The following is a 22357-nucleotide window of genomic DNA, read 5'->3' on the forward strand; positions in this document are numbered from 1 at the left end:
GGGGCCACCGTGCTGGCCCTGGTCGTCACCGCCTGGTGAGGGCTTCGAGCGACCGACGAGCAGCCGCCCGCGACCGGCCGGCGACACACACGGGATCTCCCGGCGGCGTGCCGGTGATCACCACAGACCGGATACCACCGCCTTCGCGCGGACATGAAAGGATAGAAGCTGTGCTGCGCTGGATAACTGCCGGAGAATCCCACGGTCCCGCTCTCGTCACCATCCTCGAGGGAATGGTGGCGGGCGTCGAGGTGACCACCGAGGACATCTCCGCTCAGCTCGCGCGCCGCAGGCTCGGCTACGGGCGCGGCGCCCGGATGAAGTTCGAGGCCGACAAGGTCACGATGGTCGGCGGCGTGCGCCACGGCCGCACCATGGGCGGTCCAGTCGCCATCGAGGTGGCCAATTCCGAGTGGCCCAAGTGGACGACGGTCATGTCCGCCGACCCGGTCGACGAGGCCGAACTCGCCGATCTGGCCCGCAACGCCCCGCTCACCCGGCCGCGCCCCGGGCATGCCGACTACTCCGGCATGCTCAAGTACGGCTTCGACGACGCGAGGAACGTGCTCGAGCGGGCCAGCGCACGGGAGACCGCCGCGCGCGTCGCCGCGGGCACCGTCGCCCGCAACTTCCTGCGGCAGGCGCTCGGCGTCGAGGTCGTCTCGCATGTCGTCGCCATCGGCGCGGCCGCCAACACCACCGGTGTCACCCCGACAGCGGCCGATCTGGCCGCCATCGACGCGAGTCCGGTGCGCGCCTTCGACGCCGAGGCCGAGGCCGCGATGATCGCCGAGATCGAAGCCGCGAAGAAGGACGGCGACACCCTCGGCGGCGTCGTCGAGGTGATCGTCGAGGGTCTGCCCGTGGGGCTCGGTTCGTTCACCAGCGGTGAGAATCGCCTCGACTCGCGCCTCGCGGCCGCGCTCATGGGCATCCAGGCCATCAAGGGCGTCGAGGTCGGCGATGGTTTCGAGACCGCGCGCAGGCGCGGCAGCCAGGCCCACGACGAGATGCGCCCCGGCCCCGACGGCGTGTTGCGCTCGACGAACCGCGCGGGCGGCCTCGAGGGCGGCATGACCAACGGCGAGGCGCTGCGGGTGCGTGCGGCGATGAAGCCGATCTCCACCGTGCCACGCGCGCTGTCGACCGTCGACATGTCCACCGGCGACGAGGCCGTGGCCATCCACCAGCGCTCCGACGTGTGTGCGGTGCCCGCCGCCGGTGTCGTCGCCGAGACCATGGTGGCGCTGGTCGTCGCTCAGGCCGTGCTGGAGAAGTTCGGCGGCGATTCGCTGGCCGAGACCGTCGACAACATCAGCAGTTACGTCAAGCGGATCAGCACCCGCCCGCATGTCTCGGCGGACAGTCGGGCGCGATGATCGCACCGACCGACCCGCGCACGCCGCGAGTGGTGCTGGTCGGGCCGCCTGGGGCGGGCAAGTCCACGATCGGTCGCAAGCTCGCCAGAGAGCTGGGCGTCGACCTGTACGACACCGACGCCGGCATCGAGCGCGAGACCGGCCGCACCATTCCGGAGATCTTCGCCGAGGACGGTGAGCCGGAGTTCCGGCGGATCGAAGAGCGCGTGGTGCGCCGGGCGATCCTGGCCGAACGCGGCGTCGTCTCCCTCGGTGGCGGCGCGGTGCTCTCCGCGAACACCCGGGCACTGCTGCGCAATCGCACCGTGGTGTACCTGGAGATCAGCGTGGCCGAAGGGCTGCGCCGCACCGGTGCCAGCAATCAGCGTCCACTGCTCAACGGCGACGATCCGGGCGCGAAGTACCGCGAGCTCATGCGCACCCGCCGCCCGCTCTACCGCGAGGTGGCGACCGTGCGGGTGCGTACCGACGGTCGCAGCCCGAGCCGCGTCGTCCGGATGATCCTCTCGCGCCTCGGCATCGACCCCGCCACGGCCGACCCCGAGCCGGGCAAGTCCGGCGAGGCCGTCACCCCGGCCGCGCCGGGCAGCAGTCGCTCCCGGGCGCGGCGACGTGCCCGGGCACGCGCCGCTGCCCGGCGTAGAGCGGCGGCGACTTCCGGCAGCGTGGCGGAATCGGCCGCTCCCGCCACGGAGACGACGACTGTCGGCAGGCCGGGCGTTGCGGCGCAGCCGGTCACCGAGCCCGCGACCTCCAGCTCGGGCGAGGAAACCATGCGCTCTTCGGCGCACCACCCGACGGCGGCGACGAGTGGTCCGGCCGCGGCCGCCGAACAGGGAGCTGCCGCATCGGGTAATTCGGCGGGCGATGCCGCCGGCGAGAGCGCGACCACCGGCAGGCGCAGGCGACCGCGCCGTCGCCGGTCCCAGTCGGGCAGCCGCCCAGCCGCGAGCGGCTCGGCGCAGGACGCCCAGGTCGCGACCGGCGGTACACCGCGCGGCTCCGCAGACGGAGCGGACATCGCCCGGACGCCCACGGATCATTCCGGCGACGGCGCGAACGTCACTGGAATCGTCGCCGCCGGGCGGTCCATTACCGAACCGGACCACACCGGTGCAGTTCGGCCCGGTGACGGCTCGGGCGAAGCGGCGGCGGAAATGGCCGGCCGATCCGCCACCGGATCGGATGGCACCGGTGTGGGCACACCCGCCCCGGCCGACCGCGCACCCCGCAGGAGTCGCCGATCCGGTCGCAGACGCGGCACCAACGGATCCCAGGGATCCAGCGCCGACGGCACGCCGCCCCATACGCGGCCGGTGCACAGGGAGAACCCGGACGCGCACGCGCCCGCCGACGGGGATCGCCCCGCGGCCCCGGCCGCCGGACAGACCGGGACAGGCGCTCCCGCGCCGAGTGGTAACAGATCCAGGCGCGCCCGAGCACGGCGCGCCCGCAACGGAGGATCGGGCGCCCGCGGCGGCGCGACCGGTACCCGTGGCAACGCTCCCTCCGTTCGAGGTGGCGGGCAGAACGCCCGCGGTGGAGCTTCCAAGCAGACGGCACGAACAGAATCGGAGCAGCAGTCGTGACAGAGCCGAGTCGAATCCAGGTTCGCACCGCCGACCCGTACCCGGTGATCATCGGCCGCGGCCTGCTCGGCGATCTCGTCGAGTCGGTGACCGGCGCGACGCCGGGTGTGCGGACGGTGGCCATCTTCCATCAGCCGACGTTGGCCGAGACCGCCGAAGTGGTGCGTGCGGCGCTGGCCGATACCGGAATCGACGCGCACCGCGTCGAGATCCCGGACGCCGAAGCGGGCAAGGACCTCGCCGTCGCGGGATTCTGCTGGGAGGTGCTCGGCCGGATCGGCCTGACCCGCAACGACGTGGTGGTGAGCCTCGGCGGCGGCGCGGCGACCGATCTCGCCGGTTTCGTGGCCGCCACCTGGATGCGTGGGGTGCAGATCGTGCACGTGCCGACCACGCTGCTGGCGATGGTCGACGCCGCCGTCGGTGGCAAGACCGGCATCAACACCGAAGCGGGCAAGAACCTGGTCGGCAGTTTCCACGAACCGGCCGCGGTGCTGGTCGACTTGGCGACGCTGGAAACCGTGCCGCGCAACGAGATCGTCGCGGGCATGGCCGAGATCATCAAGGCGGGCTTCATCGCCGACCCGGTGATCCTCGAACTGGTCGAGCGCGATCCCGAAGCCGCTCTCGACCCGGCAGGCGAGGTGCTGCCGGAGCTGATCCGCCGCGCCATCCAGGTCAAGGCCGACGTGGTCGCCGCGGATCTGAAGGAATCGAGCCTGCGCGAGATCCTCAACTACGGCCACACCCTCGGCCACGCCGTCGAGCGCCGCGAGCGGTACCGCTGGCGGCACGGCGCCGCTGTGTCGGTCGGTCTGGTCTTCGCCGCCGAACTGGGCCGGCTCGCGGGCCGTCTCGACGACGCGACCGCCGACCGCCATCGCGCGATCCTGGAATCCGTCGGCCTGCCGACCACCTACGACGCGGACGCGCTCCCCCAACTGCTCGACGCGATGCAGACCGACAAGAAGACCCGTTCGGGTGTCCTGCGCTTCGTCGTCCTCGACGGGCTGGCGAAGCCGGGCAGGCTGGAGGGGCCCGACCCCTCGCTGCTGGCCGCCGCCTACTCGGCGATCGCCCGCGAGGAGAGCCCGAGCGGCGGCGCGATTCTGCTGTAGCGGCACCACGTCATCGCGTGGATGATGCGGAATCGGCTGGGTACGAAGGCAATTCGTAGTCGTCGGTTCCGCTCATCATCTTGATCATCACCGGGCGCAGCGGCCGGGAGACCATCAGCCGGGCCATGGCCCGGGTCAGCAGGGAACCGATCCTGGTGGTGGGCAACATCATCGAGATGCCGCCACCGGGCAGCTCCTTCGCCTTGTCCAGGAACGGCGTCACCCCGGCTTCGTAGCGGGCCAGCGCCGCCACCGGGTCGGACGGGTCGGCGGCGAGCTCGCCCGCGAGCAGATACGCGCCGACCAGGGCCATGGCGGTGCCCATCCCGGACAACGGTGAACCGCAGTAACCCGCGTCGCCGAGCAAGGTCACCCGGCCCGCGGACAGGCTGGGCATGTCGATGCGGGCCAGTTCGTCGAAATAGAAGTCCGGCGCGCCGGGCATCGCGTCGAGGATGTGCGGGGTGATCCAACCCGCATCCGCGAGCATTCGCCGGATGAGTCCCTGCTGCGCCTCGACATCGCGACGCAGGGCCGGATCGGCCTCGACACGCACCATGACGATGGCCTTGGCGGTGCGGGGATCGGTATCCGGTCGCAGACCCACCGCCACACGGGGCGCCAGATGCATCGCCATCCAGCCCGGCTCGACTCCCGCCGGCGTCGGGACGGTGAAGTAGGAGGTGTAGCCGCCGAGGTAGGTGGAGAACCGCTCCTCCGGGCCGAAGGCGAGCCGCCGCGTCGCCGAGTGGACCCCGTCCGCACCGACGACCAGGTCGAAGCGCTCGACGGTTCCCGAGGCGAAACCGACCTCGACGCCGTCGTCGTGCTGTGTCAGGGATTCGATCCGCTCGCCGTACCGGTAATCCAGCTCGGCGCCTGTCGCGGCCAGCGTATCCAGCAATACTTGGTTGAGGTCGCCCCTGGTGATCTCGATATCGGCGACCGGGCCGTTGCCGTCGAACATCTCCGCGGGCATCCGGACGTAGGCACGCCCGCTGCGGTCCACATAGGCCATGCCCCGCTCGTCCAGCTGACGGGACCGGATGCCGGGCATCAGCCCCATCCGCGCCGCCACTTCCCGGCTGGGACCTCGTAGGTCGACCGCCTGGCCCCCGGGTCGCGGCGCGCTCGCGCGCTCCACGACGGTGGTTCGGATGCCGGCTCGAACGAGTTGCAGCGCAACGGCATTGCCCGCGATGCCGCCACCGCTGACGAGAACGCGCAGTTCGGTGTTCATGTACTCAACCCTTCATGGAACGAATGTCTTAGACAAATGTCTAACACGAGCTCGCACGCCTGTCTAGAACAAATGTCTGAGACGCTGTTACGCTCCGACCATGGGAAACCGAGAGGACCTGCTGGAAGGGGCCCGCAAGGCGATTTTGGAGCGTGGACTGGCCAAGGTCACCGCGCGCGACATCGCGACGGCGGCCGGGGTGAGCCTGGCCGCCATCGGCTATCACTTCGGCTCGAAGGACCGCCTCGTCACCGAGGCGCTCACCGAGGGGGTCGGCAACGGAATCGGCGACCGCATGGAGGCGATCATCCGCGCCGCGGGCCAGGACCGACCGCTGCGCGAGACCATCGGCGAGACCTGGGACGGGATGGTCGCCATCCTGGGCGACCACCGCGAAGACATGCTGCTGAGCATGGAGAACATCGTGCGCATCACACGCTCGGCGGAGTCACGGCAGTACATGGCCGATGCGTCCGAGCACGCGCACGACGATCTGGCCGCCACCCTGCGCGAGACCCATCCCGACCTGTCGGCCGAACAGGCTCGCGCACTGGCGAAACTGCTGTTCACCCTGTTCCAGGGAATCGCGATGCTCTGGCTGGCGGCGCCGACCGCCGACCTGCTCGACGGCGACGAGCTGACTCTCGCCGTCGACGCACTGAAGCACCTCTGACCGAGGTCAGGCGCCCACCGGCGCGGGCGCCGTGCCCGCCTTCTCACGCTTGTCGGCACGACGTCCGGTGAGGATGCGCCCGAGGCCGATTCCGGCGAGGCCGGGGACGAATATGAGCAGAAGGAAGAACGCCGAGCACGCGGTCAGCTCGAACAGCACACCGTTGTCGCCGAGATCGAAGCCGGCCAGGAAGTCGAGCAACCAGCAGACCGCGCTGCTGCCGATACCGCCCAGGGCCGCGGCCTGCAACCAGCGAATCGTGAGATCGGATCCGCGCTCGGGATCGGGATGGCTCTCGCGGTCACGGCGCCCATCCAGCACGCCCCAGCTCACCACGGCACCGAGCAGGACGAGCAGGCACAGCAGCCGGAACCAGACGCCGTGCGTCGGCCAGTTCGCCATCGCGAACCCCAGCGCCACGCGCAGCGCGACGACCAGCGCGCCGAGCAATAGTCCGCGCACGATCCAAGCATTCATGGTCAACACCATAACCGCCCGCACCCCGGCGCATAACTAGAACCGGTGTCAGAAATTCGGGAATTTCACGAGGTCAGCGCGGCGGCCATCGCCGCCTTCGGCGCGGGTCGCCCGGTGAACTGCTCCACCTGGCCGAATGCCTGGTTCAGCAGCATGCGCAAACCGCCGACCACGGTGTGACCGGCGGCCTCGACGGCGGTGGCCAGCGGTGTCGGCCACGGGTTGTAGATGGCGTCGAGCACCACCGGCGCGCTCGCGACCGCTTCGGCGACCAGCGCGCCCGCCTCGGCTGGAATCGTGCTGACCACAGCATCGGCCTGCGCGCAGGCCACACCGATCCCCCCGGAGCCGAAGGCGGCGAACTCGACCGTCATGCCCAGTCGCTCGGCCAGTTCCAGCGCGGACCGCGCCCGGCCCGCGTCGCGGGCGACCACGGTCACCGACCGCGCGCCGAGATCGCGCAGCGCGAGCAGCGCGGGCCGCGCGGTGCCGCCCGCGCCCAGCACCACACCGGCATCGACCGCGTGCACTCCGCCCTCACGCAGCGCGCCGGACACGCCGTCGACATCGGTACAGTCGGCTCGCCAACCGGCGTCGGTGCGTACCAGGGTGTTCGCCGAACCCACCAGCACCGCGCGTTCGGTGCGCTCGGCGGCGTACGCCAGCGCGGCCTCCTTGCCCGGCATGGTCACCGACAGCCCGACCCATTCCGGGCCGAGCCTGTCGACCAGACCCGGCAACTGCGCGGCATCGCATTCGATGCGCTCGTAGGTCCAGTCCAGTCCGAGCGCACGGTATGCCGCCAGATGTAGTTGCGGCGATCGGGAGTGCGCGATGGGCTTGCCCAGCACCGCGGCCCGGCGCGGCCCCGTGGTCGGCGGATCAGCGGCCACTGTCGAGGATTCCGCTGTTGAGCGCCTGATCGATATTGCTCAGGTGCTGGGAGTAGCTGTCGGTGAACAGGGTCGTGCCCTTCATGTCGATGGTCACGAAGTACAGCCAGTTGCCGGGCTCCGGGGACTCCATGGCGCGCAGCGCGTTCAGCGACGGCGCGGAGATGGGATTGGCGGGCAGCCCGGCCATGGCGTAGGTGTTCCATGGCGTCACCCGCGCGCGGTCGGCATCGGTGGTGGCCACCTCGGTGGTGTCGAGGGAGTAGTTGACCGTCGAGTCGAATTGCAGCGCCTGCCCGATCTCCAGCCGGTTGACGATGACCCGGGCGACCTTGCCCATGTCCTGCGGCAGCGCCTCCCGTTCCACCAGCGAGGCGGCGATCAGCGTCTCGTAGGGGCTCAGGCCGGTGTTGGCGCCCGATTCCAGCAGTCCGGTGGACTCGTAGCCGGCCGCACTGGAGGTGATCAGCTCGCGCAGGATCGACTGTGCGTCACCACTCGGATCGAAATCCCAGGTGCCCGCGGCGATCAGGCCCTCGAGCTGCCGGTGCTGATCCGGCGCGGAGCGCACCTCGGCCTCGGCCCAGCTCGGCACGCCGAGGGCGGCGAGATCATCGCTCGCGCCGGCCGCGTCCAGTTCCTCGTAGGTCACGCAGCGGGCGGCCGGCCCCTCACCGACACAACTGGCGGCGGCGATCTTGGTGTAGATGCCTTCCTTGCGCGCGCCGGTGTTCACATCGGTCTGGTCGTGCAGCTGACGGCCTTCGGAGATGACCATGTTGCCGACCCGGGCTTCCGGGGCGAGCAAGGCGGCCACGGCATCCGCGGCCGGGCTCTGGCTCGGTATCTGGTAGTAGCCCGGATGGATCGCGTTCATGCCCTCGTTCTGCACGGCGGCTTCGTAGAACGCCTCGGAACTGGCGACGACGCCCTTGTCGTACATCTCCTGCGAGATCTCGGTGGCGGTGTCGCCCGGCTCCACCCGCACGACGACCACGGGTCCGGCCGGACCGGCGAAGTCGGCGGGCGGGGTGTAGCCGCCGGTCAGTTTCATGACCCCGTAGGCGCCCACACCGCCGAGCACCAGCACCGCGAGCGCGATCATCACCCAGCGGGTGTGCTTGCGCTTGCCGCCGTCGTCGGTGCCGGATCGCCGCGTCTCCGGGCGGCGCCGGGTGGACTGTCGCGAGCGCGCGGTCCGCTCGGAACGCGCTGCCCCGGTCGCACCCCTTCGTGGACGCGCGGACGCGGCGCCGCCTTCGGCACCCCGGGTGCGCCCGGCAGGACGCGAACGTGGGGCGGGCTTGCTCCGGCTCACCGGCGGGGCCGCCGCCCGCACCTCGTCGTCGTACTCGGGCTCGTCGTGATCGGACGTGTCGTAGCCGGGTTCGGCGGCCCGGGCGCCACGCTGGGCGCGGCTGCGAGCGACCTCCGCGTAGGCAGGATCGCCGTCGTCGTAGCGCGGGATGACGGCGGTGTCGTAGTCGTCCTCGTAGCCGCCACGGTCGGAGTAGCCGCCCGGTTGGTCCGAACCGGCCGGCTCGTCGTAGCCGCTCTGATCGGCCCACGACTCGTCGAGCTCGTCGCGCTCGACCTCGTCGCGTTCCCACGCCGCATCGTCACGTCGGTACCGGCGTCCCGCTTCTCGCTGCCGGAACGCTTCCTCGGCTCGCGCCCATCGATCCGTCATGCATCGTCCCCGAACGACACGTCCCCGACCGACCTCAACACCGCACTCCGTTCGTCCAACCATCCTTGCAGGATCGACACGGCCGCCGCCTGATCGATCACCTGCCGCTGGCCACGTGCGCGAACTCCACTGTCCCGCAATGCACGTGCAGCAGATACCGTAGTCAAACGTTCGTCGGAAAGGCGTATCGCCACGTCGGGCATTTCGGCCCGCAATCTTTCAGCGAACCTGATGGCCATCGTGGCCGAAGTCCCCTTCTCCCCGCGCAACGTCCGAGGCAGGCCGACGACGACCTCGACGGCCTCGTACTCCCGCACAATCTCGGCAATTCTCAGGATGTCGGAAGAGACGGTGCCGCGCGCGGTCTTCTTCGCGCGCGGCACCGTCTCCACAGGCGTGGCGAGGATGCCGTCGGGGTCGCTCGAGGCGACGCCGATGCGGACACTGCCCACATCGATGCCGATGCGTCTACCCCGCCCGGGGTCGGTAGCGGGATCGGGGCGTTCGGCACGCTCCTGCTCGCCCATCAGCCGGCGATTTCGGCCACCCGTGCGCGGACCGCCGCTAGACCCGCCGGGATGCCCGCGGGGTCCGAACCCGCGCCCTGCGCCATCTCGGGCTTGCCACCGCCGCGGCCGGAGATGCTCGGGCCGAAGGCCGCGACCAGCTCGCCCGCCTTGAAGCCGAGTTCCTGGGCGGGCTTGTTGACCGCCACCACGAACGGCACCTTGCCGTCGGCATCACCGAGCAGCACCACCACCGCGGGCTCGCTGCCGAACCGGCCGCGGATGTCGGTGGCCAGCGTCCGCAGATCGGCCGCGGCCACCCCCTGCGGCGCGGCCGCGGCGACCAGCAGCACGCGGCCGACGCGCTCGGCGTCCTCGACGAATTTCCCGGCCGCCGACAGCACCGCCGCGACCTTGGTGCGCTCGAGTTCCTTCTCGGCGACCTTGAGCCGTTCCACCAGTTGCTCCACACGGGCGGGCACCTCGTCGGAGGGCACCTTCAGCGCGGAGGCCACACCGGCGAGCAGCGCGCGCTCCTTGGCGAGGTAGCGGTAGGAGTCCAGGCCGACGAAGGCCTCCACGCGGCGCACGCCGGAACCGACCGACGACTCGCCGAGCAGTGTGATCGGACCGATCTGCGAGGAGTGCTGCACATGCGTGCCGCCGCACAGCTCCATCGAGAACTTTCCGCCGATCTCCACGACGCGGACCTCGTCGCCGTAGTTCTCACCGAACAGCGCCAGCGCGCCCATCTTCTTGGCCTTGGGCAGGTCGGTGACGAAGGTGTTCACCGGGAAGTTCGCACCGACCGCGTCGTTGGACACCGCCTCGATGTCGGCCTTCTGCTGCTCGGAGAGCTGGCCCTGCCAGTTGAAGTCGAAGCGCAGGTAGCCGGGCTTGTTGAGCGAGCCCGCCTGCACGGCGTTGGGGCCGAGTACCTGGCGCAGCGCGGCATGCACCATGTGCGTACCGGAATGGCCCTGGGTGGCGCCGCTGCGCCACGCCGGGTCGGCCTGCGCGAGCACCACGTCGCCCTCGGTGATCTGGCCCTGCTCGACGGTGGCCTTGTGCACCCACAGCTTCTTGGCGATCTTCTGCACGTCGTTGACCCGCAGCTTCAGGCCGCTCGCGGTGATCGTGCCGCGGTCGGCGATCTGACCGCCGGATTCGGCGTAGAGCGGGCTGCGATCGAGGATCACCTCGACGTCGCTGCCCTCGGTCGCGGTGGGCACCCGCACGCCGTCGGCGATCAGGGCCAGTACCCACGCTTCGGAGGTCAGCTCGTCGAAGCCGGTGAACTCGGTGGCGCCGCGGTCGACGAGCTCCTTGTAGATGCTCAGGTCGGCGTGCGCGTGCTTGCGAGCGGCGGCGTCCTCCTTGGCGCGGCGGCGCTGCTCGGCCATCAGCTCGCGGAAGCCGTCCTCGTCGACCGACAGCCCGGCTTCGGCGGCCATCTCCAGGGTGAGGTCGATGGGGAAGCCATAGGTGTCGTGCAGGGTGAAGGCGTCCGAGCCGGAGATCTTGGATCCGCCCTCGGCCTTCACCGCCGAAGCGGTGTTGTCGAACAGCGCCGACCCGGTGTTCAGCGTCTTGAGGAAGGCGGTCTCCTCGCCGACGGCCACGGTGGAGATCCGGCCGAAGTCGGTGGCCAGCTCGGGATAGGACGGTGCCATCAGATCGCTGACGACCTGCATGAACTCCGCCATCACCGGCTTGTCGGCGCCCAGCAGACGGGCCGAGCGCACGATGCGGCGCAGCAGTCGGCGCAGCACGTAGCCGCGGCCGTCGTTGCCGGGGTTGACGCCGTCGGAGATCAGCATCGCGGCGGTGCGGGCGTGATCGGCGATGACGCGGAAGCGCACGTCGGAGGCGTGTTCGACGCCGTAGCTGCGGCCGGTCAGCTGCTCGGCCTTGTCGATGATCGGGCGCAGCAGATCGGTCTCGTAGACGTTCTCCACGCCCTGCAGCAGCATGGCGACGCGCTCGACGCCCATGCCGGTGTCGATGTTCTTCTTCGGCAGCGAACCCACCGGCGGATGGCCCTGCTTGGGGCTCAGCTCGCCGCGGATGTCCTGCATGAAGACGAGGTTCCAGATCTCGAGGTAGCGATCCTCGTCGGCGACCGGGCCGCCTTCCTTGCCGTAGGCCGGGCCGCGGTCGAAGTAGATCTCCGAGCACGGGCCGCCGGGGCCGGGCACGCCCATGTCCCAGTAGTTGTCCTTGCCATCGCGGAACTGGATCCGCTCCTTCGGGATCCCGGCCACGCGATGCCAGATCTCGGCGGCCTCCGGGTCGGACTCGTAGGCGGTGACCCAGATACGCTCGGGATCGAAGCCGAAACCGCCTTCTTCCTGCGGCTTGCTGATCAGCTCCCAGGCGAGGGTGATGGCCCCCTCCTTGAAGTAGTCGCCGAAGGAGAAGTTGCCCGCCATCTGGAAGAAGGTGTTGTGGCGGGTGGTGACGCCGACTTCCTCGATGTCACCGGTGCGCACGCACTTCTGCACGCTGGTCGCGCGCGGGAAGGGCGGCGCCTCCTGGCCCAGGAAGTACGGCTTGAACTGGACCATGCCTGCGTTGACGAACAGCAGGTTGGGGTCGGCCAGGATCAACGAGGCACTGGGTACCTCGGTATGCCCGGCACGGACGAAATGGTCCAGGAAACGCCGTCGAATCTCGTGGGTCTGCACAGGTATCGAGCCTACCGGGGCCGCGCACCCGATTTTTCATCGCCCGGCCCGCAGGCGGCCGCGTGTCAGCGACCGCGAACGATGCGCCGCAATTTCTCCACGCGCGAACCGATCTCGCGCTCGTAGCCGTGGTCGGTCGGCCGATAGTAGTTCGCGCCGACGATCTCGTCGGGCGGATACTGCTGCGCCAGCACTCCGTCCGGATCGTCGTGCGGGTACTTGTAGCCCTGCGCGTTGCCCAGCTTCGCCGCGCCCGCGTAGTGGCCGTCGCGCAGGTGCGCCGGGACCGCCCCCGCCTTGCCCGCGGAGATGTCGGCCATCGCGGCCGACAGCGCCGCGGGGACGGCGCCGGATTTCGGGGCCGTCGCGAGGTGGATGGTCGCGTGGGTGAGCGTCAACTGCGCCTCGGGCATCCCGATGAGCTGCACCACGTGCGCGGCGGCGACCGCGGTCTGCAAGGCGGTCGGGTCGGCCATGCCGATGTCCTCGCTGGCCGAGATCACCAGGCGGCGGGCCACGAAGCGCGGGTCCTCCCCCGCGCTCAGCATCCTGGCCAGGTAGTGCAGCGCGGCGTCGACGTCGGAGCCGCGGATGGACTTGATGAACGCGCTCACCACGTCGTAGTGCTGATCGCCTGCCCGGTCGTAGCGGACCGCGGCCCGGTCCACGCTGGCCTCCACCAGCTCCAGATCCACCACGCCGTCGGCCGAGGACTCCGCCGAGGCCTCCAGCGCCGTCAGCGCGCGCCGGGCGTCGCCGCCCGCGATCCGCACGATGTGATCCAGCGCCTCATCGGTCACCTCGTACGCGCCGCCGAATCCGCGCGAGTCGGCCAGCGCACGCTCGAGCACCACCTTGATGTCGGCATCGGTCAGCGAGCGCAGCTGCAGGACCAGCGAACGCGACAGCAGCGGGGACACCACCGAGAACGACGGGTTCTCGGTGGTGGCGCCGACCAGCAGCACGATCCGGTTCTCCACAGCGGCCAGCAGGGCGTCCTGCTGGGTCTTGGAGAACCGGTGCACCTCGTCGATGAACAGCACGGTGCGCTCGCCCGCGGTCAGCCGCCTGCGCGCGAGATCGATGACCGCACGCACGTCCTTCACGCCGGCCGACAGCGCCGACAGCGCCTCGAACCGGCGGCCGGTCGCCTGGGAGATCAGCGCGGCCAGCGTCGTCTTCCCGGTCCCGGGCGGGCCGTAGAGCAGCACCGAGGCCGCGCCGGAGCCCTCGATGAGGCGGCGCAGCGGTGAACCCGGCCCGAGCAGATGCTGCTGCCCGACGACTTCCTCGAGCGAGCGCGGCCGCATCCGCACCGCCAGCGGCGCCTGGTCGCCGGGGCCGCGGAAGTCGACACCCGCGCTGTCGTGGCCCGCCTCCTGCACCGCCGCACCCGGCACGTCGAAAAGCCCGTCGCTCATGTTTTCGACCGTACCGCCGGACGCCGGCACGGCGTTTCCCCACCCGAGCCCCGCCCGATTTGCGAGGGCCGCCCGGATGGGCTGGGATCGTCGGGTGGCCGAGATGGATTCAATCGCCCGACGGACTCTGCTCAAGGGCGGTGCGGCCGCCGTCGCGGTGACCGCGGTAGCCGCGATGCCTCGTGCGCGCGCGTCGGGCCCGGTCTTCGGACACGGCGTGGCTTCCGGCGATCCACTGCCCACCGGGGTGATCATCTGGACCCGCGTCACGGTGTTCGACGACGCCGCGCCCGGCTCCGGCGAGGGCGAACCCGCGGCCGTCTACTGGGAGGTGGCCCGCGACGGGGAGTTCACGCAGGTGGTCGCCTCCGGTGCGGTCGTCACCTCCGCCGACACCGATCACACCGTGAAGATCGATGTCTCCGGGTTGGCCCCCGCCCGTGACTACTTCTACCGATTCACCGCCTTCGGCCAGCCCTCCCCCACCGGCCGTACTCGGACCGCGCCCGCCGCCAATTCCTCCCCCGAACGACTGCGCTTCGGCGTGGTGTCGTGCGCGAACTGGGAAGCCGGGGCCTTCGGCGCCTACCGGAAACTGGCCGAGCGCGGCGACCTCGATGCGATCGTCCACCTCGGCGACTACCTCTACGAGTACGGTCGCGGCGAGTACGGCACCGGCCTGCGCGCGCACGATCCCGTCCACGAGATCGTCACCCTGGCCGACTACCGGACCAGGCACGGCCAGTACAAGACCGATCCCGACCTGATGGCCCTGCACGCGCGGGTGCCGTTCATCTGCACCTGGGACGACCACGAGTCGGCGGACAACTCCTGGTCCGGCGGCGCGGGCAACCACGATCCGGCCGTCGAGGGCACCTGGGCCGACCGCCGCGCCGCCTCCACGCGCGCCTATCTGGAATGGATGCCGGTGCGGGCGGGCGGCTCGGGCGACGAGCTGCGCATCTATCGTCGGCTCCGCTTCGGCGACCTGGCCGAACTGTCCATGCTCGACCTGCGCAGCTACCGCGATCAGGAGGTCGTGCCGGGAGCGCAGTGGCGCAGCGTCGACGATCCCGAACGCACCATCACCGGCCACGCGCAGATGGAATGGCTCACCGCGGGCCTGGTGTCGGCTCCGGTGCGGTGGAAACTCGTCGGCAACTCGGTGATGATCGCGCCGCTGCTGTTCCCGCCGCTGGATGCCGCTACCAGCCAGGCGCTGTCCGGCGTACTGGGCATTCCGCGCGACGGCGTGTCGGCCAACGGCGACCAGTGGGACGGCTACACCGCCGACCGGCGACGACTGTTCGAGGCGATCACCGCCGACGAGGTCGGCAATGTCGTCTTCCTCACCGGCGACATCCATTCCTCCTGGGCCGCCGACCTCCCGGTCACGGTCGCCGATCCACACGGGCCGAGTGCGGGCACCGAGTTCGTCGTCCCCTCGGTCACCTCGGCGAGCATCGGCGATCTGCTCGGGGCCCCGCCGCGGACCGCCGCCGTGTCGGCGGAGAACGCGATCGTCGCGGTCAACCCGCACCTGCGTTTCGTCGAACTCGAGTCACACGGCTACGGCGTCCTCGACGTCACCCACGAGCGCGCCCAGATGGACTGGTTCTACCTGGCGAACGTCGCCGACCCCGCTTCGCCGGTGCGCCACGGCGCTTCGTTCGCGGTGCCCAGCGGGGGCCGGATCGAACGCCGGCCCGATCCCGTCGGCTGAGCACCGGACTCCCGTCGGCCGGCGCGCAGCAGCCACGTGAGTGCGTGAATTGATCCACCGAGCGTCGCTCGGCGCCGTCCGAGCGCACGCTCCGATGGGCCGCGGGCACCGCCCGGTCGGCGGGCCCGAAGGTCGGCATTACTCCGCCCAGCGCTCCTCGAGCATCGCGGAGACCTCGTCGGCGAAATCACCGACCAGGTCGTCGCCCATGACCCGGGCGTCCTCGGCCAGCGCCGCCCAGCGATTGATCAGCGCCGCCGACCGCGGGGTCGACAGGCTGTGCTCACGCGCGGCCGCGATGCGGGCGTGATCGGCGGGCAGGAACCAGTAGGTGGTCAGCCACACCCAGATCAGGCGCGCTTCCAGGATGCGCTCGGCCAGCACCTCGTCGTCGGCCAGCGTGGGGAACACCCCGACCACCTCGGCGCGCCAGGCATCCACCATCTGCCTCGCCCGGTCGCGAGAGAGTTCGATATCGCACAGGCAGCCGGGGAACGACACCAGCGCATAGGAGATGTCGAGGGTCGCGTCGCGGAACCCGCCCCACTCGTAATCGAGGAAGCGCGCGCCGTCGTTGTTGATCATGACGTTGTCCGGGCACAGATCCGAGGGACTGAACGCCCGGTACCGCCCGCCCGAGAACAGCCGGTTGCCGCGCACGATGCGCTCGGCGAACTCGCCCGGAACCTCGAGGCCGAGCTCGCGCTGCAGCAACCGCGGCACCTCGACGACCGACGCTTCGGCCTGCTGCGCGATGCCGTCGACCCGGTGCACTCCGTTGACCCGGCGCAGCAGTGCGACGAAATCCGCTTCGCGCCCGACGGTCGCGGCATGCATCCGGCCCAGCGCCTGCGCGAATGCCATCAGCGCGTTGCGGGTGGTGGTCTTGTTGCCCGAGCGCAGCGCCGCCGTCATCCCGGCGTTCTCGCCGAGATCGGAGAGGATCAGCAGGCGGTCGGGCAGGCTGTAGGCGATCAGGTACGCGCCGGGCCGGTGGTCCCGGCCGAGCGAGGTGGTGAACTGATAGGACACCGCCTCCCGGAGGAACGCCGAATCGACGTTGGCCACGCCCGGCGCGAGACCGCCGGTCGTGCGGTCGTTCGCCGCGCCCCGGACCTGCTTGACGATCAGCGTTCGCGGTAGGGAGTAGGAGTTCTCCGCGACACGCACACGTAGGACGGTGGTCCTGCCACTTCCACTGAGCTCGATCGGATCACTCAGCTTCACCGGAGCACCCATGCGTTTGGTGAGCAACTGTTGTGCTGCGGATACGACGTCGGCGGCGCGTTCGGCCAATAGTGCGGTCATCGCCTCTCAAGCTACTCGCTCGGGGACACTTCTAGCGAGCGGTTACCCAACCTTTCCGCGTCGCTCGGCGTGTCCGCCTGTTGTCGGCCACCGGCCGCCATCGACCGGGCTCGACACCACGCCATCGCACCTCGGCAGTACGCCTTGACACCATCGCGCGTGTCCGGTTTTCTCATCGTGAACTGCTCTGCGCCACTTCGCAAACCAGTTGTCAGGAAAGGTCTGCCATCGTGACCGAAACACCACCTCCCGCCCCGCGCGACCCGGCTGTCGGCGACGCCTCGGCGCCGGGAGGTGATCCGCAGCGAACCGGTCACGGACCATACTCCGCCGCACCGGGAACGGCCCCGCAGGACACGCCACCGGATTCCGGGCAACCTCGATACGGCCCGCCTGGAACCGGTCCCGCCGCTGCGGAGCCGCCGGTCTACGGCTACCAGGCGGCGACCTACGGGCTGGACGTCGGCCACGCCATCAGCTACGGACTGGACAAGTTCCGGTCGAATCTCGTTTCATGGCTGGCAATTACGGCCGTCGGCGTTGTTCTCTACTTGACTTTCCTGCTGGTGGTGCAAACCTTCGACCCAACCTCCCTGAGCACCCTGGTGTTGCTCTTCCTGGTCGTGGTGGTGGGGCTGTGGTTGCTGCAAGCGATGATGGTGCGCGGCGCACTGCTCGAAACCGACGGGCCGAGGCCCGATTTCGGCGACTTCATGCGGAATCTGAACGCGGGCAATGTGCTACTCACCGCGCTGCTCGCGTTCCTGGGCACCTGGCTGGGTCTGGCGTTGTGCGTATTGCCGGGCGTGCTGGTCGGCGTGCTGTGCATGTTCGCGCTGCACTTCGTGATCGACCAGGACATGGGGCCCATCGATGCGATCCGGTCCAGCGCGATGCTGGTGACGGCCAATCCGTGGAAGGTCTTCCTGCTCGCTCTCTCGGTGCTGGTGATCACCACCGTCGGCGCGCTGGCGTGCGGAATCGGTCTGCTGCTCGCGGGGCCGGTGTGCGCCATCGCCGTCACCTACAGCTACCGAGTTCTGGTCCACGGCGTGGTATCCCCCGCCTGACCCTGCCGAAACGCGAGTGGCGTCCGTGCTCTCGGGAGATCACGGACGCCACGGCGAGTGCGGTGCCGTGCCTAGTCGACCTTCGCTTCGACCGGCGCGGGCTTCGCGCCCTTGGCGTCCTTGGCGTCCTGGCCCGGCTTGACGTCCAGACCGGCCTCCTTGCGCTGCTGCGCGGTGATCGGCGCGGGCGCGTCGGTGAGCGGGTCGACGCCGTTGCCGGTCTTCGGGAAGGCGATCACCTCGCGGATCGAGTCCAGTCCGGCCAGCAGCGCGGTGACCCGGTCCCAGCCGAAGGCGATGCCGCCGTGCGGGGGCGCGCCGTAGGCGAAGGCGTCGAGCAGGAAGCCGAACTGCTCCTGGGCTTCCTCGGGACCGATGCCCATCACGTCGAAGACGCGTTCCTGGACGTCGCGGCGGTGGATACGGATGGAACCGCCACCGATCTCGTTGCCGTTGCAGACGATGTCGTAGGCGTAGGCCAGCGCCGAACCGGGATCGGTGTCGAAGGTGTCCAGCGACTCGGGCTTGGGCGAGGTGAACGCGTGGTGCACGGCGGTCCAGGCCGAGTACCCGAGCGCCACGTCGCCGCTGGCGGTGGCCTCCTCCGCAGGCTCGAACAGCGGCGCGTCCACGATCCACACGAACGCCCACGCGTTCTCGTCGATCAGGCCGACCTTGCGCGCGATCTCCCCGCGTGCCGCGCCCAGCAGGGCGCGCTGCGCCTTGGCCGGGCCCGCGGCGAAGAACACGCAGTCACCCGGCTCGGCTCCGACATGCTTGGCCAAGCCGTCACGCTCGGCCTCCGACAAGTTCTTGGCGACCGGACCACCGAGCGTGCCGTCCTCGTTGACCAGCACATACGCCAGGCCCTTGGCCCCGCGCTGCTTGGCCCAATCCTGCCAGGCGTCGAGCTGACGCCGCGGCTGGCTCGCGCCGCCGGGCATGACGACCGCGCCGACATACGGCGCCTGGAACACCCGGAACGGGGTGTTCGCGAAGTACTCGGTGCACTCGGTGATCTCGACCCCGAACCGCAGGTCCGGCTTGTCCGAGCCGAACCGGCGCATCGCCTCGGCGTAGGTCATGTGCGGGATCGGCGTCGGGATCTCGTAGCCGATCAGCTTCCACAGCGCCGAGAGGATCTCCTCGGCCAGCAGGATCACGTCCTCCTGGCGCACGAAGCTCATCTCGATGTCGAGCTGGGTGAACTCCGGCTGCCGGTCGGCGCGGAAATCCTCGTCGCGGTAGCAGCGCGCGATCTGGTAGTAGCGCTCGACACCGCCGACCATCAGCAGCTGCTTGAACAGCTGAGGACTCTGCGGCAGGGCGTAGAAGCTGCCCGGCTGCAGGCGGGCGGGAACCAGGAAGTCGCGGGCGCCCTCGGGAGTGGACCTGGTGAGCGTCGGGGTCTCGACCTCGACGAACTCGTGCCGGGCCAGCACCTCACGGGCGGCGGCATTGACCTTCGAGCGCAGCCGGATGGCGCGCGCGGGGCCTTCGCGACGCAGGTCGAGGTAGCGATGCTTGAGGCGGGCTTCCTCGCCGGGCTGCTCGTCGAGCTGGAAGGGCAGCGGCGCGCTCTCGTTGAGCACCTCGAGTTCGGTGACGTTGACCTCGATCTGTCCGGTCGGCAGTTCCGGATTCTCGTTGCCGTCCGGTCGCTGTTCGACCACGCCGGTGATCCGCACGCAGTACTCCGCGCGCAGGCGATGTGCCTGGGCGGCGGGTTCGCCTTCGCGGAACACCGCCTGCGAGACCCCCGATGCGTCGCGCAGATCGATGAAGATCACGCCACCGTGGTCGCGCCGGCGGGCCACCCATCCGGAGAGGGTGACGGTCTGACCGGCATGCTCGCTTCGCAGCGAACCAGCCAAGTGGGTGCGCAGCACGGGAATCCTTTCGACGAGAGTGTTCGCACCGGCGAGACGAAAGACCAGGTGCGGTTGCCATCGTAGTGAGACACATCCGCCGAGTGGAAACCGATATCGGCTCACGGCGTGGAAAGCTGGTTTGCGAACCGGTCCCGACCGGCTCCGCAGCATCCCGCCCGCCGCCCGCGGCGCGCGGGCCGAACCACAGAAAGCGATGACGATGACCTTCAACGAGGGGTTGCAGATCGACCCGAACCGGGCGTCCTCCGGCGGTGGTCCAGGCCGGGGCGGCAAGATCGCGCTGGGCGGCGGCGCGGGTGGTCTCATCCTGCTCGTGATCGCGCTGCTGTTCGGCGGTGGCGATCCGGGCTCGCTGCTCGGTCAGCTCACCGGCGGTGCGGACACCGGCCAGTCCCAGCCCGGCGTCGAGGGCACCCCCGACCACTGCAAGACCGGCGCGGACGCGAACAAGTACGCCGACTGCCGGGTCGTGCTCACCGCGCAGAGCCTCGATGCCGTGTGGTCCTCCGAGCTGCCGAAGCAGACCAGCGTGCGATACGAGGAACCCGGCCTGCGGCTGTTCAGCAACGCCGTCTCGACCGGCTGCGGAAACGCCACGAGCGCGGTCGGCCCGTTCTACTGCCCGGCCGATCGGACCGCCTACTTCGACGTCGCCTTCTTCCAGGAGCTGGTCACCCGGTTCGGGGCCAGCGCCGGCCCGCTGGCCCAGGAGTACGTCGTCGCCCACGAGGTCGGCCATCACCTCCAGAACCAGCTCGGCGATCTCGGCCGCTCGCAGCGCGACCCGCGCGGCCCCGAGTCCGGCGCCGTGCGCACCGAGCTCCAGGCCGACTGCTACGCCGGCATCTGGGCCTACCACGCCGACAAGTCCCCCGCCCCCGGTGGCAGCGAGCCTTTCCTGAAGCCGCTGTCCGACAACGACATCCGCGATGCCCTCTCCGCGGCCTCCGCCGTCGGCGACGACCGCATCCAGCAGTCCACCCAGGGGCAGGTGAACCCGGAGGCCTGGACCCACGGCTCCTCCGAGCAGCGCCAGAAGTGGTTCCTCTCCGGCTACCGCACCGGCCGGATCGACGCCTGCGACACCTATGCGGCCAACGATCTGAACAATCCGCCGGCCCTGCGCTGACAGCCGTCCCGCGACGACTCCTGTCCCGCGCCGACAGCGCGCGCGGACACGCGGTGTGACGGTGCCCGCACGGGCGCCGTCACACTGTCATGATCTATGCCGCCGCCGCACCGCGCGGCCCCGCAGCGTCGCGGGCTCCCCCGTTTCCACCGAGTAGGACGTGACATGCGAACGATCGCGTCGGCGCTGCTTGCCGCGGCACTGACCCTGGGCAGCCTCTGCGGTGTCGCCACCGCCGAACCCGCCCGGGACACCTCCGATTTCGCCCTGGTCTCCTTGACCACGATCCCCGGCGGCTGGACCATGCGCACCGACCTGCGCCCCCAACTCGAGGTCGACGCCGACGGCAGCGCCCTGCACCGTCCCGATGTCCTCTCCACCGACCGGGCCGCCGACACCGCACCCCGCGAGGTCCGGGGCACAGTCCCCGCCGAGGACCTCGACAAGGCCCTCGACCGCATCCGTGCCCTGCGCGAGACCGACTTCGGCGTCCCCGCCGTCACCGACCACGGCATCCAGATCATCGACCTGATGCCCGAAAACCCCTCCGAAGACGTCCATCTCGTCCTCTACGCACCCGACGTCACCGACGGTCTCAGCGACGAACAGCGCGACGCTCGCAAGAAGTTCGCCGAGGTCTTCGACAGCCTGATGGACGCCTTCGAAGAGAACAGCTGACCCCCTTGTCGAAGGATATCGACATGACCTTCGACAAGGAGGTCGCGACTCCACGCCACCAACGCGGCGATCGAACGCGGAGCGGCGGTCAGTAGTCGTCGTCCGCGCGAAGCCGATCCAGTGTCTCGGCGATCCAGCCGGCGAAATGGCGGGTGAGGTCGGTGGGGGTGGCCGGACGGACGGTGATGTTGGTGGCGCGTTCTTCGGTGTAGCGGCCGTCGCCGGAGATGTCGTACCACTGCAGCAGGCGGGCCGGGGCCGAGCGTTTGTAGAGCGGGCCGGTGAGCAGGGCAGCGGTGCCGCCACCGTCGGTGGGCCGGCCGAGGAGGCGGTGATAGCGCTCGCGGGGAGTGTTGCGTGCGTTGTCCTGGGCGTAGCCGTCGCGGCGCGGGGCGAGGTCGGCGGGATGGAACACCTCCGGCCGGCGCGTGCCCGGGTCACAGGCGGGAATCGCCTGGGTGAGACGTGCCGGGAGCTGGGCGGAGTCGAAGGCCCGCAGCCGGATCGGACCGTGTGCGCGGTCGGTGCCGTGCTGGCTGAGCACCACGGCGCGGTGGCCGGCGCGAGCGCCGAGCACCCGGTACTCGCGCAGATCGTCGCGGCCCGTGCTGTTGCGATGGCGGCAACTGCCACCGAGGATTTCGACCCGGATGTCCGAGGCGCTCAGCGTGTGCAGAGCCGCTCGGATTTCGTCGAGTTCGTCCGCCGAGTACCTCTGTCGTACCGCGACCCGGTGCGCGGCGGCTTCGTCGTTGAACGCGAAGCGGCTGGTGTGCCGCAGCGGACCGGGAATCCGGTCATGGGCGTCACCCAGCCACAGCGCCGCGAAATCATCGGTGTCCCAACTCCACTCAGCCATGCGCAATCTCTCTCCCGGCGCGCCG

The 22357-nt window shown here is 70.2% G+C and carries 17 protein-coding genes and 1 pseudogene; 8 read left to right on the top strand and 10 right to left on the bottom strand.

The genetic code is table 11. From position 1 onward, the window contains the following. The first annotated feature begins 170 nt into the window (after positions 1-170). The 3 genes and pseudogenes from aroC (at position 171) to aroB (ending at position 4086) form a co-directional block, all read left to right on the top strand. Positions 171-1379: a chorismate synthase gene (gene aroC / locus ON26_RS16750; protein ID WP_040797110.1), complete on the top strand. Its 1209-nt coding sequence runs from the start codon at positions 171-173 to the stop codon at positions 1377-1379. Continuing rightward, positions 1376-1894: pseudogene (locus ON26_RS34600) on the top strand (shikimate kinase); the annotation flags it as partial. The gene aroC and the pseudogene ON26_RS34600, both read left to right, overlap by 4 nt. A gap of 1070 nt (positions 1895-2964) precedes the next feature. Further along, entirely contained in the window at positions 2965-4086 is a 1122-nt protein-coding gene (gene aroB / locus ON26_RS16760; protein WP_040797111.1) for a 3-dehydroquinate synthase, read from the top strand. 10 nt (positions 4087-4096) lie between these two features. Here aroB and ON26_RS16765 read toward each other — a convergent pair whose 3' ends face one another. After that, on the bottom strand, positions 4097-5326 hold the full coding sequence (locus tag ON26_RS16765; protein ID WP_040797112.1) for an FAD-dependent monooxygenase: 1230 nt from the start codon (positions 5324-5326) through the stop codon (positions 4097-4099). 100 nt (positions 5327-5426) lie between these two features. Between ON26_RS16765 and ON26_RS16770 the strand changes: the two genes are divergently transcribed. After that, positions 5427-5999 (top strand): TetR/AcrR family transcriptional regulator, encoded by a 573-nt coding sequence (locus ON26_RS16770; protein WP_040797113.1) that lies wholly within the window; start codon positions 5427-5429, stop codon positions 5997-5999. A gap of 6 nt (positions 6000-6005) precedes the next feature. Here ON26_RS16770 and ON26_RS16775 read toward each other — a convergent pair whose 3' ends face one another. From ON26_RS16775 to ON26_RS16800, 6 genes are all read right to left on the bottom strand, one after another. Then, positions 6006-6476: a B-4DMT family transporter gene (locus ON26_RS16775; RefSeq protein WP_245545882.1), complete on the bottom strand. Its 471-nt coding sequence runs from the start codon at positions 6474-6476 to the stop codon at positions 6006-6008. 65 nt (positions 6477-6541) lie between these two features. Beyond that, complete coding sequence (locus ON26_RS16780; RefSeq protein WP_040797114.1) at positions 6542-7369, bottom strand: shikimate dehydrogenase; 828 nt, start codon at positions 7367-7369, stop codon at positions 6542-6544. After that, entirely contained in the window at positions 7359-9059 is a 1701-nt protein-coding gene (locus ON26_RS16785) for an endolytic transglycosylase MltG (RefSeq protein ID WP_040797115.1), read from the bottom strand. The genes ON26_RS16780 and ON26_RS16785 overlap by 11 nt, the downstream gene beginning before the upstream one ends. Further along, complete coding sequence (ruvX, locus tag ON26_RS16790) at positions 9056-9586, bottom strand: Holliday junction resolvase RuvX (protein ID WP_040797116.1); 531 nt, start codon at positions 9584-9586, stop codon at positions 9056-9058. Before ruvX ends, ON26_RS16785 begins: the two co-directional genes overlap by 4 nt. Further along, entirely contained in the window at positions 9586-12252 is a 2667-nt protein-coding gene (gene alaS / locus ON26_RS16795; protein ID WP_040797117.1) for an alanine--tRNA ligase, read from the bottom strand. Before alaS ends, ruvX begins: the two co-directional genes overlap by 1 nt. 65 nt (positions 12253-12317) lie before the next feature. Continuing rightward, entirely contained in the window at positions 12318-13673 is a 1356-nt protein-coding gene (locus tag ON26_RS16800) for a replication-associated recombination protein A (protein ID WP_040797118.1), read from the bottom strand. A gap of 103 nt (positions 13674-13776) precedes the next feature. On the opposite strand from ON26_RS16800, the gene ON26_RS16805 reads away from it, so the two are divergent. Beyond that, positions 13777-15396: an alkaline phosphatase D family protein gene (locus ON26_RS16805; protein ID WP_040797157.1), complete on the top strand. Its 1620-nt coding sequence runs from the start codon at positions 13777-13779 to the stop codon at positions 15394-15396. A 138-nt stretch (positions 15397-15534) separates the two neighbouring features. On the opposite strand, the gene ON26_RS16810 is transcribed toward ON26_RS16805, so the two are convergent. Further along, positions 15535-16704, bottom strand: a complete 1170-nt coding sequence (locus ON26_RS16810; RefSeq protein ID WP_040797119.1) for a kinase — start codon at positions 16702-16704, stop codon at positions 15535-15537. A 230-nt stretch (positions 16705-16934) separates the two neighbouring features. Here ON26_RS16810 and ON26_RS16815 point away from each other — a divergent pair, with 230 nt between their 5' ends. Further along, positions 16935-17774 carry a hypothetical protein gene (locus ON26_RS16815; RefSeq protein WP_040797120.1) on the top strand — a complete coding sequence of 280 codons (840 nt, stop codon included), beginning with the start codon at positions 16935-16937 and terminating at the stop codon, positions 17772-17774. 71 nt (positions 17775-17845) lie between these two features. On the opposite strand, the gene aspS is transcribed toward ON26_RS16815, so the two are convergent. Continuing rightward, positions 17846-19663: an aspartate--tRNA ligase gene (aspS, locus tag ON26_RS16820; RefSeq protein WP_040797121.1), complete on the bottom strand. Its 1818-nt coding sequence runs from the start codon at positions 19661-19663 to the stop codon at positions 17846-17848. A 202-nt stretch (positions 19664-19865) separates the two neighbouring features. Between aspS and ypfJ the strand changes: the two genes are divergently transcribed. Continuing rightward, positions 19866-20795, top strand: coding sequence for a KPN_02809 family neutral zinc metallopeptidase (gene ypfJ / locus ON26_RS16825; RefSeq protein WP_040797158.1), 930 nt, complete (start codon positions 19866-19868; stop codon positions 20793-20795). Positions 20796-20960: 165 nt separating this feature from the next. Continuing rightward, positions 20961-21473, top strand: a complete 513-nt coding sequence (locus tag ON26_RS16830) for a hypothetical protein (RefSeq protein WP_040797122.1) — start codon at positions 20961-20963, stop codon at positions 21471-21473. Positions 21474-21561: 88 nt separating this feature from the next. Here ON26_RS16830 and ON26_RS16835 read toward each other — a convergent pair whose 3' ends face one another. After that, positions 21562-22332 (bottom strand): ESX secretion-associated protein EspG, encoded by a 771-nt coding sequence (locus ON26_RS16835; RefSeq protein ID WP_040797123.1) that lies wholly within the window; start codon positions 22330-22332, stop codon positions 21562-21564. Positions 22333-22357: the final 25 nt, after the last annotated feature.

The sequence above is a fragment of the Nocardia higoensis NBRC 100133 genome (genome assembly GCF_000308595.1).
GTDB lineage: Bacteria > Actinomycetota > Actinomycetes > Mycobacteriales > Mycobacteriaceae > Nocardia > Nocardia higoensis.

Coding starts and splice junctions, on each gene's coding strand:
- ON26_RS16765 (WP_040797112.1), bottom strand. CDS start 5,326: ATGAACACCGAACTGCGCGTTCTCGTCAGCGGTGGCGGCATCGCGGGC.
- ON26_RS16770 (WP_040797113.1), top strand. CDS start 5,427: ATGGGAAACCGAGAGGACCTGCTGGAAGGGGCCCGCAAGGCGATTTTG.
- ON26_RS16775 (WP_245545882.1), bottom strand. CDS start 6,476: ATGAATGCTTGGATCGTGCGCGGACTATTGCTCGGCGCGCTGGTCGTC.
- ON26_RS16785 (WP_040797115.1), bottom strand. CDS start 9,059: ATGACGGATCGATGGGCGCGAGCCGAGGAAGCGTTCCGGCAGCGAGAA.
- ruvX (WP_040797116.1), bottom strand. CDS start 9,586: ATGGGCGAGCAGGAGCGTGCCGAACGCCCCGATCCCGCTACCGACCCC.
- ON26_RS16800 (WP_040797118.1), bottom strand. CDS start 13,673: ATGAGCGACGGGCTTTTCGACGTGCCGGGTGCGGCGGTGCAGGAGGCG.
- ON26_RS16805 (WP_040797157.1), top strand. CDS start 13,777: ATGGATTCAATCGCCCGACGGACTCTGCTCAAGGGCGGTGCGGCCGCC.
- ON26_RS16810 (WP_040797119.1), bottom strand. CDS start 16,704: ATGACCGCACTATTGGCCGAACGCGCCGCCGACGTCGTATCCGCAGCA.
- ypfJ (WP_040797158.1), top strand. CDS start 19,866: ATGACCTTCAACGAGGGGTTGCAGATCGACCCGAACCGGGCGTCCTCC.
- ON26_RS16830 (WP_040797122.1), top strand. CDS start 20,961: ATGCGAACGATCGCGTCGGCGCTGCTTGCCGCGGCACTGACCCTGGGC.
- ON26_RS16835 (WP_040797123.1), bottom strand. CDS start 22,332: ATGGCTGAGTGGAGTTGGGACACCGATGATTTCGCGGCGCTGTGGCTG.